This is a genomic window from Acinetobacter sp. FB (assembly GCF_056033405.1).
The window spans coordinates 2,619,050-2,632,968 of record NZ_CM148502.1; the positions used below are offsets into that span (position 1 = coordinate 2,619,050).

Annotated in this window: 12 protein-coding genes; 5 read left to right on the forward strand and 7 right to left on the reverse strand. The window is 40.1% G+C overall.

The window, feature by feature from the left end; all coding sequences use genetic code 11:
• Nucleotides 1–44: 44 nt before the first annotated feature.
• Together AC0JIQ_RS12475 and AC0JIQ_RS12480 are read left to right on the forward strand one after the other, a co-directional pair.
• On the forward strand, nt 45–662 hold the full coding sequence (locus AC0JIQ_RS12475; RefSeq protein ID WP_474201836.1) for an L-threonylcarbamoyladenylate synthase: 618 nt from the start codon (nt 45–47) through the stop codon (nt 660–662).
• A 25-nt stretch (nt 663–687) separates the two neighbouring features.
• Nucleotides 688–957 carry a hypothetical protein gene (locus AC0JIQ_RS12480; protein WP_004663567.1) on the forward strand — a complete coding sequence of 90 codons (270 nt, stop codon included), beginning with the start codon at nt 688–690 and terminating at the stop codon, nt 955–957.
• 3 nt (nt 958–960) lie between these two features.
• Here the strand turns inward: AC0JIQ_RS12480 and AC0JIQ_RS12485 are convergent, their stop codons facing one another.
• The gene (locus AC0JIQ_RS12485; protein WP_474201837.1) at nt 961–1,683 is read right to left on the reverse strand and encodes a GNAT family N-acetyltransferase; all 723 of its coding nucleotides are present in this window, start codon (nt 1,681–1,683) and stop codon (nt 961–963) included.
• A 245-nt stretch (nt 1,684–1,928) separates the two neighbouring features.
• Here AC0JIQ_RS12485 and AC0JIQ_RS12490 point away from each other — a divergent pair, with 245 nt between their 5' ends.
• The 3 genes from AC0JIQ_RS12490 to rluB are packed head-to-tail and all read left to right on the forward strand — an operon-like array spanning nt 1,929 to nt 4,310.
• On the forward strand, nt 1,929–2,723 hold the full coding sequence (locus tag AC0JIQ_RS12490; protein WP_474201838.1) for a segregation and condensation protein A: 795 nt from the start codon (nt 1,929–1,931) through the stop codon (nt 2,721–2,723).
• A complete protein-coding gene (scpB, locus tag AC0JIQ_RS12495) occupies nt 2,720–3,319 on the forward strand; it encodes an SMC-Scp complex subunit ScpB (protein WP_004663573.1) in 600 nt (199 codons plus the stop codon). Before AC0JIQ_RS12490 ends, scpB begins: the two co-directional genes overlap by 4 nt.
• 40 nt (nt 3,320–3,359) lie before the next feature.
• Nucleotides 3,360–4,310, forward strand: a complete 951-nt coding sequence (gene rluB, locus AC0JIQ_RS12500) for a 23S rRNA pseudouridine(2605) synthase RluB (RefSeq protein WP_474201839.1) — start codon at nt 3,360–3,362, stop codon at nt 4,308–4,310.
• A gap of 56 nt (nt 4,311–4,366) precedes the next feature.
• Here the strand turns inward: rluB and AC0JIQ_RS12505 are convergent, their stop codons facing one another.
• The 6 genes from AC0JIQ_RS12505 to AC0JIQ_RS12530 all read right to left on the reverse strand — a co-directional run bounded on the left by AC0JIQ_RS12505 (nt 4,367) and on the right by AC0JIQ_RS12530 (nt 13,912).
• Nucleotides 4,367–6,097, reverse strand: a complete 1,731-nt coding sequence (locus AC0JIQ_RS12505) for an ABC transporter ATP-binding protein (protein ID WP_474201840.1) — start codon at nt 6,095–6,097, stop codon at nt 4,367–4,369.
• 13 nt (nt 6,098–6,110) lie between these two features.
• A complete protein-coding gene (locus tag AC0JIQ_RS12510) occupies nt 6,111–7,253 on the reverse strand; it encodes an ABC transporter permease (RefSeq protein WP_474201841.1) in 1,143 nt (380 codons plus the stop codon).
• A 9-nt stretch (nt 7,254–7,262) separates the two neighbouring features.
• Nucleotides 7,263–8,201 (reverse strand): ABC transporter permease, encoded by a 939-nt coding sequence (locus tag AC0JIQ_RS12515; protein WP_474201842.1) that lies wholly within the window; start codon nt 8,199–8,201, stop codon nt 7,263–7,265.
• A 12-nt stretch (nt 8,202–8,213) separates the two neighbouring features.
• Complete coding sequence (locus AC0JIQ_RS12520; protein WP_474201843.1) at nt 8,214–10,232, reverse strand: M3 family metallopeptidase; 2,019 nt, start codon at nt 10,230–10,232, stop codon at nt 8,214–8,216.
• 67 nt (nt 10,233–10,299) lie between these two features.
• Complete coding sequence (locus AC0JIQ_RS12525) at nt 10,300–12,114, reverse strand: ABC transporter substrate-binding protein (RefSeq protein WP_474201844.1); 1,815 nt, start codon at nt 12,112–12,114, stop codon at nt 10,300–10,302.
• A gap of 10 nt (nt 12,115–12,124) precedes the next feature.
• Nucleotides 12,125–13,912 carry an ABC transporter substrate-binding protein gene (locus tag AC0JIQ_RS12530; protein WP_474201845.1) on the reverse strand — a complete coding sequence of 596 codons (1,788 nt, stop codon included), beginning with the start codon at nt 13,910–13,912 and terminating at the stop codon, nt 12,125–12,127.
• Between the last annotated feature and the right edge of the window lie 7 nt (nt 13,913–13,919).

A 13,919-nucleotide genomic window follows, 5' to 3' on the forward strand; every position in this document is an offset into this window, starting at 1 on the left:
TTCATACTTAATTCAGCCATAAAGATCAGGGAGTTACAATAATAATGTTACATTTACATATTCATCCTGAAAATCCACAGGCTCGCTTAATCACACAAGCCGTTGAACGTATTCGTGCGGGTGATGTGGTGGTTTATCCAACTGATGCAGCCTATGCGATTGGTTGTCAGATTGGGAATAAAAGTGCGATGGAGCGAATAGCCCAAATTCGTGGCTTAGGCCCTAAACATCAATATGCAATTATGTGTTGTGATTTATCGGATATTGCAACTTATGCAAAAGTCGATAATGCGATGTACAGACTGTTAAAAGCCAATACCCCTGCTATTACCACATTTATTTTACCTGCTACCAGTGAAGTGCCTAAGCGCTTAATGCACCCAAAGAAAAAAACAATTGGTCTGCGCATTCCAAGTAATCCTGTTGCACAAGCTTTATTACAAGAACTTGGTGAACCGTTATTAACCAGTACATTGATCTTGCCTGCTCAAAAAGATCCCCTAGATGATCCTTATGATATTGAAAACCAACTAGGTAAACGTATTGATGTGTTTATTGATAGTGGTTTTGGGACTTTATCAACCACCAGTATCGTGGATTTATCTGGAGAAAATCCTGTAGTTGTCCGTCGTGGTGTTGGTGATGTCAGTGCTTTTGAATAGACCTCAAATTCAAATAAAGTAGAAAATGGATTTATTTCAAGTTTTACTAAACATCTATGATTATCAAGATGATCAAACAATCTATGTCATTGAACCTTGGCTTTTAGAATCAACAGCTATTGTTTTAAAAGAGCCACCCGAAGGATTAATACAAGTGAAGCATAACAGCTCAATTTTTGAATATTTTTTAGAGGTATTTGTTGTAAAAGAAATATTGAAAAATCTAGAGCAGCAAAACTTGTGCCTTCGAGACCAATGTCTACATATTATTGAATATGCAATTTATGATGCTTAGTATTTAGTTGAATGATACAAAGTCTGAAAGTCGCTGCTTCTGGAAACCGTGTTTATCAAAATTATCAGGACTCAGCCATTGCTGATAAGCATTTTTTAATTCCGACCACTCATCATCAACAATCGAAAACCATGCAGTATTTCGATTTCGTCCTTTTATGATCCGATCTTGGCGAAATAAGCCTTCATACTGAAAACCGAAGCGTAAAGCAGCAGCTTTAGAAGGCGCATTACTATCATCACATTTCCATTCAATACGTCTAAAACCATGTGCAAAACATTGTTCTAGCAGTAAGAAAATTGTTTCAGTTGACGCCTTTGATTTTTTCATTTTATGTGAAAAATAAACATTACCAATCTCAATCACGCCATGCCCAAGCCTCGGATTTAACAATGCAACCCAACCTTGTATCTCTTCAGCAACTTGAATTAGAAAATGAGTGGAATCTTTAAAGCCGAATAAGTTGTCTAATGAATCTTTTAAGCTATGTTGGCTATGTGGGGCAGAATATGGCAGATAAGTCCAGCATTGCTCATCGGGTTCTGTGGATACAGCCTCCCATAACTGTTCTGCGATCTGATTCGTAACTCCATCTGCTACATCAATCAACTGAACGTATTGTCCAAATAAATTGCCCTGCACGAGTGAAGCTGCCACATTTTCTTCAAGCGAAAAACCTATGGTTTGTCCGAACTGATTCTGTTGTGTTTTTAAATAATTTTTCATGGTGACTTATAGTTTAGAAATGCGATGTTGAATGACCGATTTAAGCACAAGATTTTTATATCATCCATATTCGCTTGCATAAGTATAGAAAATACCCTGAGAACTTTAAGGTTTTTGTAAGTGAGTAATTTATTAAATGAAGGATTTCGATTAGAATAGGCTTGCTTGTAGCATGTGTCACTTTCTTGAACACAAAAAAATCATCCTTTCATGCTTTTGAAAATTCGCGTGGCTTATAAACGGTAATGAATCAAATTCTTCCTTCGACCTTGGAATTAATTCCTTCCATTCGCGTGCTTGACGAGTGGCAAGAAGTCATACCTGAAGATTTGTACATTCCACCTGCCGCATTTGAAATTTTATTAGAGCAATTTGAAGGGCCATTAGACTTTCTGATCTACCTTATTCAAAAAAATGGTTTTGATCTTCTTCAATTAGACATTTCACCGATTGCCACTCAGTATCTTTCCTATATGGATAGTATGAAATCGCTCAATATCGAACTCACCGCTGACTATATGGTGATGGCAGCACTTCTCGCTGATCTAAAATCTAGATTGTTACTTCCTAAACCTAAAGTTGTCGATCAATTTGAAAAAGATCCCAAACAAGAACTTATTGATCGTTTAGAAACCTATTTACGCATCAAACAAGCAGCTGAAAGACTTGGGCAAATGCCGATTTTTGAACGCGATACATTTAGTGCAAATATCAGTATCGGGCATATTGCACCTGTCTATGAAGGTTATGATGCAGATGCGTTACGTGACGCATTATTTTGCGTATTTAACCGTCCAGAGCCGATTACCCATGTTGTAGCTCAAGAACTTGTTTTACTTGAAGAACGAATTGCATTTATTGAAAGCCAACTTGCGTCTGGTGAAGTCTTGAGTTTTGCCCAATTACTTAATCCGCAACAAGGTCGTATGGGTATGGTGGTGACTTTTATGGCAGTGCTTGAACTCACGCGCCAGCAAAAAATTCAAATCATCCATACAGGTGTCGAAGCTCCTTTAACAGTTCAAGGCGTTGCAGCATGAGTTTAGATCCATTTGACACTAATGAAGGAATGTCACTTGAAGATATTCATCACGATGTCTTATTACAGATTGAAGCAATTTTGTTCGCCAGTGACTCACCAGTTTCACTTGCACGACTAAAAGAAGCATTTCAAAACCAATATAATAAACAACAATTACGTCATTTTTTGCAGCAACTTGCGATGTTGCAACATGGTCGTTCAATTGAGTTAATTGAGACGGCTCAAGGGTTTCGTTTTCAGGTGCGAGCAAAGTATCGCAATATTATTGCGCAGGTTTGGCCAGAACGCCCAACAAAATTATCGCCCTCGCTACTCGAAACAGTCGCAGTGATTGCGTACCATCAGCCTGTTACACGTGCTGATATTGAACAGATTCGTGGTGTATCGAATAATAGTCAGATATTGAGAAACTTATTTGACTGGAACTGGATCAAAGAATCTGGTTTTAGAGATTTACCTGGAAGACCTGCGTTGTTAGTCACAACGCCCCAATTTTTAAATGCATTTGGTTTAGCTTCGCTAGGTCAATTGCCTCCCCTGCAGAACGCCAAGGAAGCATTCATGACACTCGATGCACATGCACCGAAGTCTTGAGAGGTGAACTGTTGATCATTATGTCTAAGGTTGTGCTGTCATGAGTGAAAAATTACAAAAGGTTTTAGCGAGAGTCGGGTTAGGCTCACGTCGCTATATGGAGGAAGTCATTGCTGCTGGTCGCGTCAGTATCAATGGAAAAATTGCTCAAGTGGGTGAACGTATTGAACCCACAGATGAACTCCGTATCGATGGTCGTAAAGTTCAGTTTCAGGTTGAAGATGAAATTCGCCGCCGTGTTCTCATTTACTATAAACCAGAGGGTGAAATTTGCTCACGCAATGATCCTGAGAAACGTCCAACTGTATTTGATCATTTGCCTCAAATCGCAAATGACCGTTGGGTAATGGTAGGGCGTCTGGATATTAACAGTACTGGTTTATTGTTATTCACGAATGATGGTGAACTTGCTAACCGTTTAATGCACCCTTCAAACGAAGTTGAGCGTGAATATGCGGTTCGTGTAATGGGTGAAGTCACACCACAAATTCGCAATAACATGCTGAAAGGTGTTGAACTTGAAGATGGTCCAGCCAAATTCGAATCATTCTCTGAAATTGGCGGTGAAGGTATCAACCGTTGGTATCAAGTTGTGGTTAAAGAAGGTCGTAATCGCGAAGTACGTCGTATCTTTGAATCACAAAGCTTAAAAGTAAGTCGCTTGTTACGTACCCGTTATGGCACTGTCATTTTGCCACGTGAATTACGTACAGGTCGTTGGATGGAATTAGATAAAGCTGATATCGACAACTTAGCGAAATCAGTTGAATTAAAACCACGTCAAGGTACTGGCTTGTTTGGTATGGCAAAACGTCGTACAGAAAAAATGGCAGAAAAACCATTGGCTGCACGTCGTGGTGGTTATTTACGTCAGCAACGTCGTGATGATGAACAAGATCAATCACAGCAGCAGCAACGTCCAAGCGGTAATGGCAACAATAACAATGGTCGTAAAACCATTGGTTTTAATAAAGGCTTTAAGAAGTTCTAATTCTTGGCTTTAAAATGAAAAACGCTCTGATTAGAGCGTTTTTTTATGCTTGAATTTTAATGATGATGGTTTACCCCCTGCGGAATAGCATCCAGCAGTTTCTTGGTATATTCATGTTGTGGATGTAAATACAATTCATCCGAATTTGCAATTTCAACCAACTCACCATGATGCATGACCATCACCTGATCAGAAATATATTTCACTACAGATAAATCATGCGAAATAAATATATAACTCAAACCAAATTCATCCTGTAGATCCTGCAATAAATTCAATACTTGCGCCTGCACCGAAACATCCAAGGCAGAAACAGATTCATCACAGATCAAAATCTCAGGTTTTAAAGTCAGACAGCGTGCAATCGCAATCCGTTGTCGCTGACCACCTGAAAATTCATGCGGATAACGATCATAAGCTTGTATTGGTAAGCTCACCCTTTCCAATAGCTCAAGTGCAATTTTCTTGCGTTCGGCATCATTCTGTCCAATGCCATGAATTTTCATCGGCTCCAATAAAATCTGTCCAATAGTAAAACGGGGATTGAGTGACGCATAAGGATTCTGGAAAATGATTTGAATCTTACGCTTATACTGCGAAAACTCTTTCTCAGTCATGGCAAGAATATCTTTGCCACCAATCAAAGCTTGTCCGCCTGTCGCTTCATGCAAACGCATCAATAGCAAACCAACCGTTGTTTTACCTGAACCTGACTCTCCCACTAGACCGAGTGTTTTACCTTTTGCCAATTGAAAAGATACACCTTTGACTGCCTGAAACTCTTCGCTACCCCATAAACCTTTACGGCTATAAAATGACTTTTTCAGGTCTTTGACATCCAAGATAATCTGTTCATCGCCTGTCAAGCCACGCGTACGCTCAGTGATGTTTAATGTCGATAAATTATTGACTTCAACCAGCTGCCCATTTTCCTGCTTCATAAAATCACTAGTCACAGGTAAACGATATGGACGTGATGAAAGCTGTGGGCGACAATGCAATAATGCACGGGTATAAACATCTTTTGGTTGTTCCAAAACTTGTTCAGCCGCACCGCACTCACGGATTTCACCATGACGCATTACGATCACTTCATCAGCAATTTCGCCAACCAGTGCTAGATCATGGGTAATGAACAGCATCGACATTTCATGGCGTTGTCGTAGTGATTCCAACAAATCAATGATTTGCTTTTGAATGGTGACATCTAAAGCCGTGGTTGGTTCATCTGCAATCAATAGCTTTGGTTCACAGGCGATTGCCATCGCAATCATGACCCGTTGCTGCTGACCACCAGAAAGCTGACTTGGATACGCATCTATTTTTGTTTCAGGTGCAGGGATACCGACTTCTCGAAGTAACTCAAGTACTCGTACTCTAGCCTGCTTGCGTCTCATGCCTAAATGAATGCACAACACTTCGGCAATCTGATCACCCACGGTAAATACAGGATTCAATGAAGACATCGGCTCTTGGAAAATCATGGCAATTTCCTTACCACAGATTTTCCGAATCTCTTTTGCAGATAAATTCAGTAAATCCTTACCCTCAAAAGCAACACGACTTTGCGCTGCAATTTGACTTTGTCCTTTCGGTAATAAACCCATCACCGCCAAGGAAGTGACAGATTTACCACTGCCTGACTCACCGACCAAAGCCACGGTTTTATTTTTAGGAATTGAAAATGAAATTCCTTTAACCGTTTCGATCCATTGTTTATTTTCGCCTTTAAAGCTGACCCGAAGATCATCTACCTGTAATAGCGGTGTTTCATTTTGAGGTTGCATAATTTTGTCTCCGCTATTTCAACTTAGGATCTAAAGCATCACGCAATGCATCGGTAAACATGGAGAATGCAGTGACCAGAATAGCCATTGCAATCGATGCCGCAGCCAGTTGCCACCATTTACCCAAAATCAATTCACTTTGCGCCTCATTCAGCATACTGCCCCATGACACCACCCCCACAGGAACACCAAAACCAAGGAAGCTCAGAATCACCTCTGATTTGATAAATGACACCACTAGAATCGAAATTTGAACCAACGCGATATGACTGACATTCGGAAAAATATGTACAAACATACGGCGTAAATGGCTGACACCAATGGCTTTTGCGGCAAGCACATATTCACGCGATTTATGCTTCATATATTCGGCACGAATCAGACGAAATACCCCAGTCCAACCCGTTAGACCTAAAATCAGTACAATCGATAGAATGCCCTTTTGTTGGAGCACCGCAGCAATCGCCAATACCAACAATAGATAAGGAATCGAAGTAAAAATGTTGTAGAACCAGTTCAGAACATCATCGACCCAACCACCGAAATAGCCCGCAATTGCACCTAAGAAAGTACCAATGACCACAGCCAATAAAGCGGATAACAAACCGACCAGAATTGAGGTTTCAGCACCTTTAATGGTTTTGAGCAGGATATCCTGCCCCCACTTATCTGCCCCAAAAGCCAACGTGGTTTTTAACTCTTGTTTTTGATCCAGCAGATGCCCACCAAGCTGTTGATCAATTTGCTGCATATCCTCTGCTAAAGGATCAACCACACCATAATTATCAATGACTGAGCTACCTTGTTGTTCAGCCTGAATTTCGGCATTGAGCTGTTGAATCACATCTTTCAATGGATCAACTGGATTTTCAGGTAATGCCTCTATCTTCTGGCTACTGTCTTTCATTTGATCTGACGCAGTATCCGCCCCTAAAAATGTCGGTGGTGCGTAGCTGACGGCGACTTCTTTATTCCAATTTGAGGCGATTACCCCTGACATTGATAACGCGAGCAGGATGAAATAAAACAGCACCACCAAGAAAGAAACCACGGCGATTCGATCTGATTTCAATCGATTCAAGGCCAAATGCCAGAGTCCTGTTGAAGCAGATGATTCATTTGAGGAGGTTTTGCCTTTAAAAATTGTACTGAGCATCATCGTCCCCTACTTCAACTGTACGCGAGGATCGAGGAGCTTATAAATCAGATCGGCGATCAAGTTAAAAATCATGGTCACAACAGCGATATATACCGTAATCGCTTTAATTACAGGGAAATCACTACGCTCAACCGCAATAATAATTTCACGCCCGATGCCCGGAATACCAAAGAAACGTTCAATCAAGAAAGCACCAATAAGTAAGGCAGGCAGACTAGCCATCACTTCAGTGACAATTGGAATCGATGCATTACGCAAGACATGCACGCCGAGTACCCGTGATTCGCCCACACCTTTGGCGCGTGCTGTACGCACATAATCTTGGTTAATTTCATCTAGGACGAAGCTTCGATATAAACGTAGTGTTGGGGCAATACTCACCACCAACATGATTAAGATAGGTAGCAAAGAATATTGGAATAAGTTTTGACTAAAACGATCACTCCAGCCCTGTACGGGGAACCAACTGAATTGGTATGCCAAGACATACTGGAACACGATGATATAAACCAAAATACTAATCGACATGCCAATAGTACAGAGCATCATCACCATACGATCTGTGAGCGATCCACGAACTGAAGCAACCGCTAAAGCCAGAATAATTGAGATTACCGTTTGTAAAATCGTTAGCGGAATCAATAAAGTTAGTGATGGTCCTATGCGCGTCAGAATAATTTGCGATACAGATTCTCCCGTACTCCAGCTTGCACCATAATCAAACGTCAGAATTTGTTTGATAAAAATCCACAACTGCACATAGTAGGGCTGATCTACCCCCAACTGTTTACGGATGTTATCAATTTGCTCTGGGTTGGACATTTTCCCTGCTAGAATATATGCAGGATCACCACCTACCCAGTTAAATAAAAAGAAGATCAGCAAAATGACACCCAACATGGTCGGGATCATTTGCCATAGTCTGCGTACGACATAAGCGAGCATAATGGCAAATCCTTATTTGACCCGTTGACCTGTAATTTCATTAAAGAAAGCTTTGTTATCTGGTTCTCTGCCTAAGAAGTCTTTGACCAATTGCGCTGCATTCTTTTGACTGCCTTGTGACAGAATGGTTTGGCGGTAGCGTTGTCCCACTTCTGGATTATTCAAGTTATCACCAAAAGCTGACAACATATCGAGTGCCAAGACTTCAGACCACATATAGCCATAATAGCCCGCTTGATAGCCCATCAAATGTCCAAACTGTCCTGGGAACTCAGTGTTCGGAACATAGCCCAATGCGGTTGCGGATTCCATTTTTTTCCACACATCCATTGGCTGTACACTTAGTGCATCAGCGCCATGCAATGCCATATCATATTGTGCATAAAGCGTTTGGCGTGCATACCCCAATCCACGTCCATAATTATGCACAGCTTTTAAACGTTCAATCAGTGCATCATCCACTCTCGGACAAGCAGGATCACAATAGTCAGCGACTTTAGATAAAGTTTCTTTACGGCGCGCCCATTCTTCATACATTTGCGATGGTGCTTCAACAAAATCACGCTCTACTGATGTTCCTGACTGACCCGAATAGCGGGTTTTTGACAAAATTCCATGTAAAGCATGCCCAAACTCATGCACAAAAGTTTCAAGCTCATTGCTGTTTAAACCTTTACGATTAAAATTGGTCACTAATACTGAGATTGGTTTACGTTGACTCAGCGTACTGCCACCATATACGCCCCATACTGCTGCATGACCATATTTACCTTCACGTGGGAACTTATCCATATATAAGCTACCCAATATCTCACCTGTTTTTTGGTCTACAACATCGTAATATTCGACTTCTTGTTGCCATGTATCCACTTTGGCAGCTTTAAACTGAATACCATACAAATTCTCAGAAATTGCAAACAACCATTTCTGTGCAGCGAGTGTTGGGAAATAGTCACGTAGTTTTTCTTGATCAATCTGGTACTTATCTTTGCGTAGTTTTTCGCTCCAATACCCCACATTCCAACGGTTAATTTCAGCTTTTTCCAAAGAAGTATTTAAGGTTTTAGCTTTAAATACACGTAACTCCTGCACCTCTTTTTGCTCTAAAGGTGCCACGACTTTATGGACATCTGCTAAGAAGTTATTCACTGTTTTTGGCGTTTTCGCCATCCGTTTTTTTAAAGCCCAATCGGCATAGCTAGGCTGACCAAATAACTGTGCTAATTCATAGCGTAAGTCGATAATCTGTTTAAGGAGGACTAAATTCTTTTCTGTACCACGACGTGTAAATGCCGTTTGATAACGTTTTCTTGCATCATCACTGTCTGAAAGTTCCATAAAAGGTTGATATTCAGGATATTCAAAACCCAATAAATAATTGCCTTTATCATTTTTCTTTAAGCCTGAAATATAACTTTCAGGTAGTCCTTTTAATTCGGCTGGTGTGAATTCTAATTTTTCAGGATTGTCGCGGACATTACGAGAGAACTCTTGCGAAAGTTTGGTTAGCTCATCCAATATATGTTTTAAACGTGCTCGTTTTTCAGGTACAAGCTGCACGCCTGTATCTTCAAATTGATCAAGAATATCTTGACGATATTTACGATCAATTGGATCTGTTGTTTTAGTATTTTTAATCCGTTGATACAATTTTGGGTTCTGATAAATTTCAGTCTGCAACTGATTGATTTTTACTTCACAATCATCAGCAGCCTTACGAAATTTCGCATCGGGATCCACATTGCTATATAAGCTAATTGGTCCTGCGAAGTCTTCAAAACTCGCCATCAATTGATCCCATTCAGCTAGAATAGGTGCAGCTGTAGATTGGGGTTGAATAGATTGTTTTTCTAATTGAGAAATACGCTGTTGTAACTTTTGTAAATTCGCATCACACCATTCTGCACTATCATTCAGTTTGAAAAGAGGTAGAGTCGCATTTGTATTCTCTGCCCATACACCTTGGCTCATCCCTGTCATTACCAGAGATAACAGACCCAGCATCGATCGTTTCAACATGTTTTTTGCCATTATTATTTCTCTCCAATTTAATTTCATTCATATATTGTTTAGGTTTCTCACGAACCTTCTTTCGACACTATGGTTTGTTTTGTTGAATATCGATATACATCCACTCTGCTGGCAGAATTGGGTGTTTTTTATAGCCAATCACTCGAGGTTGTGCCACGACAGTACGGTAACGAGTCGACATGAATTCTACAGGCGCATAAAACTCGAGCAATCGTGACATTTTGCGATATAACAAATTCCGTTCAGGACCATCAGCAAGTTTCAATGACTGTTCATATAAACGATCATATTCTGGCAATTTAAAACAAGTATGGTTGGTGGCATGAATATTGTTGCCATAAAACAACTGCACAAAGTTGTCTGCATCAGGATAGTCTGCAATCCAAGCGGAAGCTTTAAACATGGTTTTACATTGTTTTTCAGCCTTTAAACCTTCTGCAAAAGGCACAGGTTTAGAGACCATATTGACTTTGAGATTGGCTAATTCTTTCTTTAACAGTTCTGCCATCTGCATACTTCGCGCACTGCTACTGGATGGCATAAATTCAATCACCAGTGGCTTGCCATTCGGCAACATCCGCCAACCATCTTTGCCCACTTTGTAGTTATAACGATCAAGTAATAAATTCGCTGCTTTAATTGAATACGGTATGCTGCTTTTATAAGTGGGATCATGCCCCGCGACACCATAAGGAATCGGTGATTCTAATTTTTTGGCATTCCCTTTGGCTAAAATGCTGATAAATTTCTCTTTGGAAATTGCCATTGCCATTGCTCGGCGTAAAGCAATTTTCTCCTTACTCAAACCACCCACCACAGGGTTTTGTATATTCCAATACAAATAATCAATCGAAGGGTCAGCAATACGTGAAAGTTGAATCCCTTTTTTTGCTAACTCTGGCTTTAACTGACCGTCTTTTAAAGCTTGTGCAGGTAATTCACCATCTAAAGTAAATATATCTAGCCCATCTTTTTGGAACGATAACCATCCTGACTGTGATTCTTCAATCACCTGAATATCAACCACACCAATCTGCGGCATTTTTTTGCCTTGCATCTGTTGTACGATTTTCTGATCTTCAAGATTGGCCGCTTTAAAATTCCATGTATAACCGCGATAATCAGGATTTGCTTTCAAAATAATACGCGAGCCTGGTGTCCATTGTGCGAGAGCATAAGGCCCTGTCCCTACAGGATGTCCCATCACATAGCCTGCTTTATCACGATAATGTTCAATCACTTCACGCGCGACTGCACCTGTTGGCTGATGTGCAAGTAACATTGGAAAATTATAATTTGGCTCTTTTAATCGAATCACCAAGGTATAACGATCAGGTGTTTGCAAGCCAATGATTGACTGATCATAGTTAAATTTTCCATTTTTAGCCGCTTGCTGGATGGCGCTATCCATTCCTGAGATACGTCCCTCAAATAACCAACTACTGGGTGAATGTAAATTTGGATCAAGCAATCGTTTAAACGAATAGGCATAGTCTGCTGCGGTTAATTCTCTCGCTTTACCTTTAAATACAGGATCGGGGGTGAAATAAATTCCTTTTTTTATTCGAATGGTATAAGTCAAACCATCGGCACTTACTTCTGGCAAAGCCACCGCCGTATTTGGAACGAGTTTTGCGGGTGAAGCTAAATAGTCATAGGTATATAACGTTTCAAATACTGAATACAAAATATGCGCTGAATATAAATCTTGTATAGCAACAGGATCAAACCCAGTCTCAGCCACAGGAAAAGCATAACGTAACACTTTATTCGGATTGGCTGGACTTTTTGCTTGTGTATAAGATACACCCAAACTCAATGTTGTGCCCAATAGCACGGCTACAGCATAACTTGGCATCGAATATTTGAATTTTTGCTTCATCCTGAACTCATTATTTATTGTGCTGTGAGGGTGCAATATCTAAATATTGCCAATTGCTATTCATGATTGGATGCGCTTTAAATCCCTGCACCTCTGGTTGAATCACCCAGTTTCTAATGCGTGTATCTTGCAAAATCCAAGGATTATCAGCTTCAACTTGTCGACTCATTTTTTCATAGAATGGCATGCGTTGGTCAGGCGCTAATTTCATCGCTTGCTGATATAAGCCATCATAAGCAGCCGATTTATAGCATGATTGATTTCCACGACCAATATTTGCACCGTACAATAACTGAGTAAAATTTTCGCCCTCTGGATAGTCTGCATGCCATGCGCCACTCCACATCATATATTGACACTGAGTTGCTGCTTTTAAGTTATCGGCAAAATTACTCACTTTAAACTCAGCTCGTATCCCTATCGCATCTAAATTTTTCTTCCAAAGTTCAGAATAAATTACTGAAGAAGAGCCACTTTCCGTATTGATTTTTAGAGTTAAAGCCTTACCATTTGGAAAACGACGATAGCCATCCATTCCTTTTTTATAGCCAAAATGATCAAGCAATTTATTGGCTAAAACAGGGTTATAACCAATACTACTGCGATAATTCGGGTTATGCCCATTCACACCTGCAGGCACTAACATTTCAGCCCTAACAGCCTGTCCTTTTCTTAGAATTCGAATATATTCATTCAGATTAAAAGACATCGCAATTGCACGTCTTAAAGCAATTTTATCTAAACTATTTCCGCCAACGACAGAATCACGCATATTGAACATGGTATAAGTAACTTCTGCCTCTTTGTTGGCATAAAGGCGAATCCCTTTTTGTTGCATCGCAGCATTCAATTGATTGTTTTGATCTAACGCTTTAGGGATAGCGCTTGAAGTTAAAGTATCGAAATCCAATTGTTTCGATTGAAATGCTAACCAGCGCGATTGTTCTTCTTCAATAATACTAATATTCACTTTGCCAATTTGTGGCATACGCTTACCACTCATTTGCTTGACGAGTTGGTTATCCCACGCTGTACCTGTCGATTTAAAATTCCAAACAAAACCTCGATAATCTGGATTGGCAATCAGTTCAATCTTGCTACGTGGGACATATCGACTCAACATATAAGGCCCCGTTCCCACAGGATGCATGCCTAACTGATCTTTATAATATTCAACCACTTCTCTAGCCGTCGCTCCAAATGTACTATAGGCAAGAATATAAGGAAAATTATAATCAGGTTGGGTCAGCTTAAATTGAATTGTATATTTATCTAAGGCTTTTACACCTTCAATCTTAGCATCATAGTCAAAGCGACCTGTTTTATTGGCTTGCTCAACGAGGGCATTCGCTCCGACCAATTTATTATCAATAAAAGAAAAAGAAGGCGCATGATTTTTAGGGTCTAAAATGCGTTTAATCGAGTAAACATAGTCTTCTGCAACCAACTCCCGACGCTTTCCTTTGAAGGCTGGATCATCGGTAAAGTAAATGCCTGACTTTATTTTAAAAGTATAAACTTGCCCATTTTTTTCAATAGTCGGTAAGCTCTGAGCAGTTGCAGGAACTAATTCCACTGGATTTGCTAAATAATCATATTGAACTAAGCGTTCGAAAATCACATCAGCAACATTGCCGCTATAGAAATTAAAGGTTTTGACCATATCAAAACCATCATCAGGTGCTGGAAAAGCAACACGAAGCACTTTTTCTGCTTGAGCAGGTGTTTTTGCAAATCCAATCGGCATCGCTGCAACAATAATTGATACCAAGGCAACCCTAAAAAATATTGACTTCAACTCACTG

Bases quoted from the DNA above. Each gene is read 5' to 3' on its own strand.
- AC0JIQ_RS12475 (WP_474201836.1), top strand. From the start codon at position 45: ATGTTACATTTACATATTCATCCTGAAAATCCACAGGCTCGCTTAATC.
- AC0JIQ_RS12480 (WP_004663567.1), top strand. From the start codon at position 688: ATGGATTTATTTCAAGTTTTACTAAACATCTATGATTATCAAGATGAT.
- AC0JIQ_RS12485 (WP_474201837.1), bottom strand. From the start codon at position 1,683: ATGAAAAATTATTTAAAAACACAACAGAATCAGTTCGGACAAACCATA.
- AC0JIQ_RS12490 (WP_474201838.1), top strand. From the start codon at position 1,929: ATGAATCAAATTCTTCCTTCGACCTTGGAATTAATTCCTTCCATTCGC.
- scpB (WP_004663573.1), top strand. From the start codon at position 2,720: ATGAGTTTAGATCCATTTGACACTAATGAAGGAATGTCACTTGAAGAT.
- rluB (WP_474201839.1), top strand. From the start codon at position 3,360: ATGAGTGAAAAATTACAAAAGGTTTTAGCGAGAGTCGGGTTAGGCTCA.
- AC0JIQ_RS12505 (WP_474201840.1), bottom strand. From the start codon at position 6,097: ATGCAACCTCAAAATGAAACACCGCTATTACAGGTAGATGATCTTCGG.
- AC0JIQ_RS12510 (WP_474201841.1), bottom strand. From the start codon at position 7,253: ATGCTCAGTACAATTTTTAAAGGCAAAACCTCCTCAAATGAATCATCT.
- AC0JIQ_RS12515 (WP_474201842.1), bottom strand. From the start codon at position 8,201: ATGCTCGCTTATGTCGTACGCAGACTATGGCAAATGATCCCGACCATG.
- AC0JIQ_RS12520 (WP_474201843.1), bottom strand. From the start codon at position 10,232: ATGGCAAAAAACATGTTGAAACGATCGATGCTGGGTCTGTTATCTCTG.
- AC0JIQ_RS12525 (WP_474201844.1), bottom strand. From the start codon at position 12,114: ATGAAGCAAAAATTCAAATATTCGATGCCAAGTTATGCTGTAGCCGTG.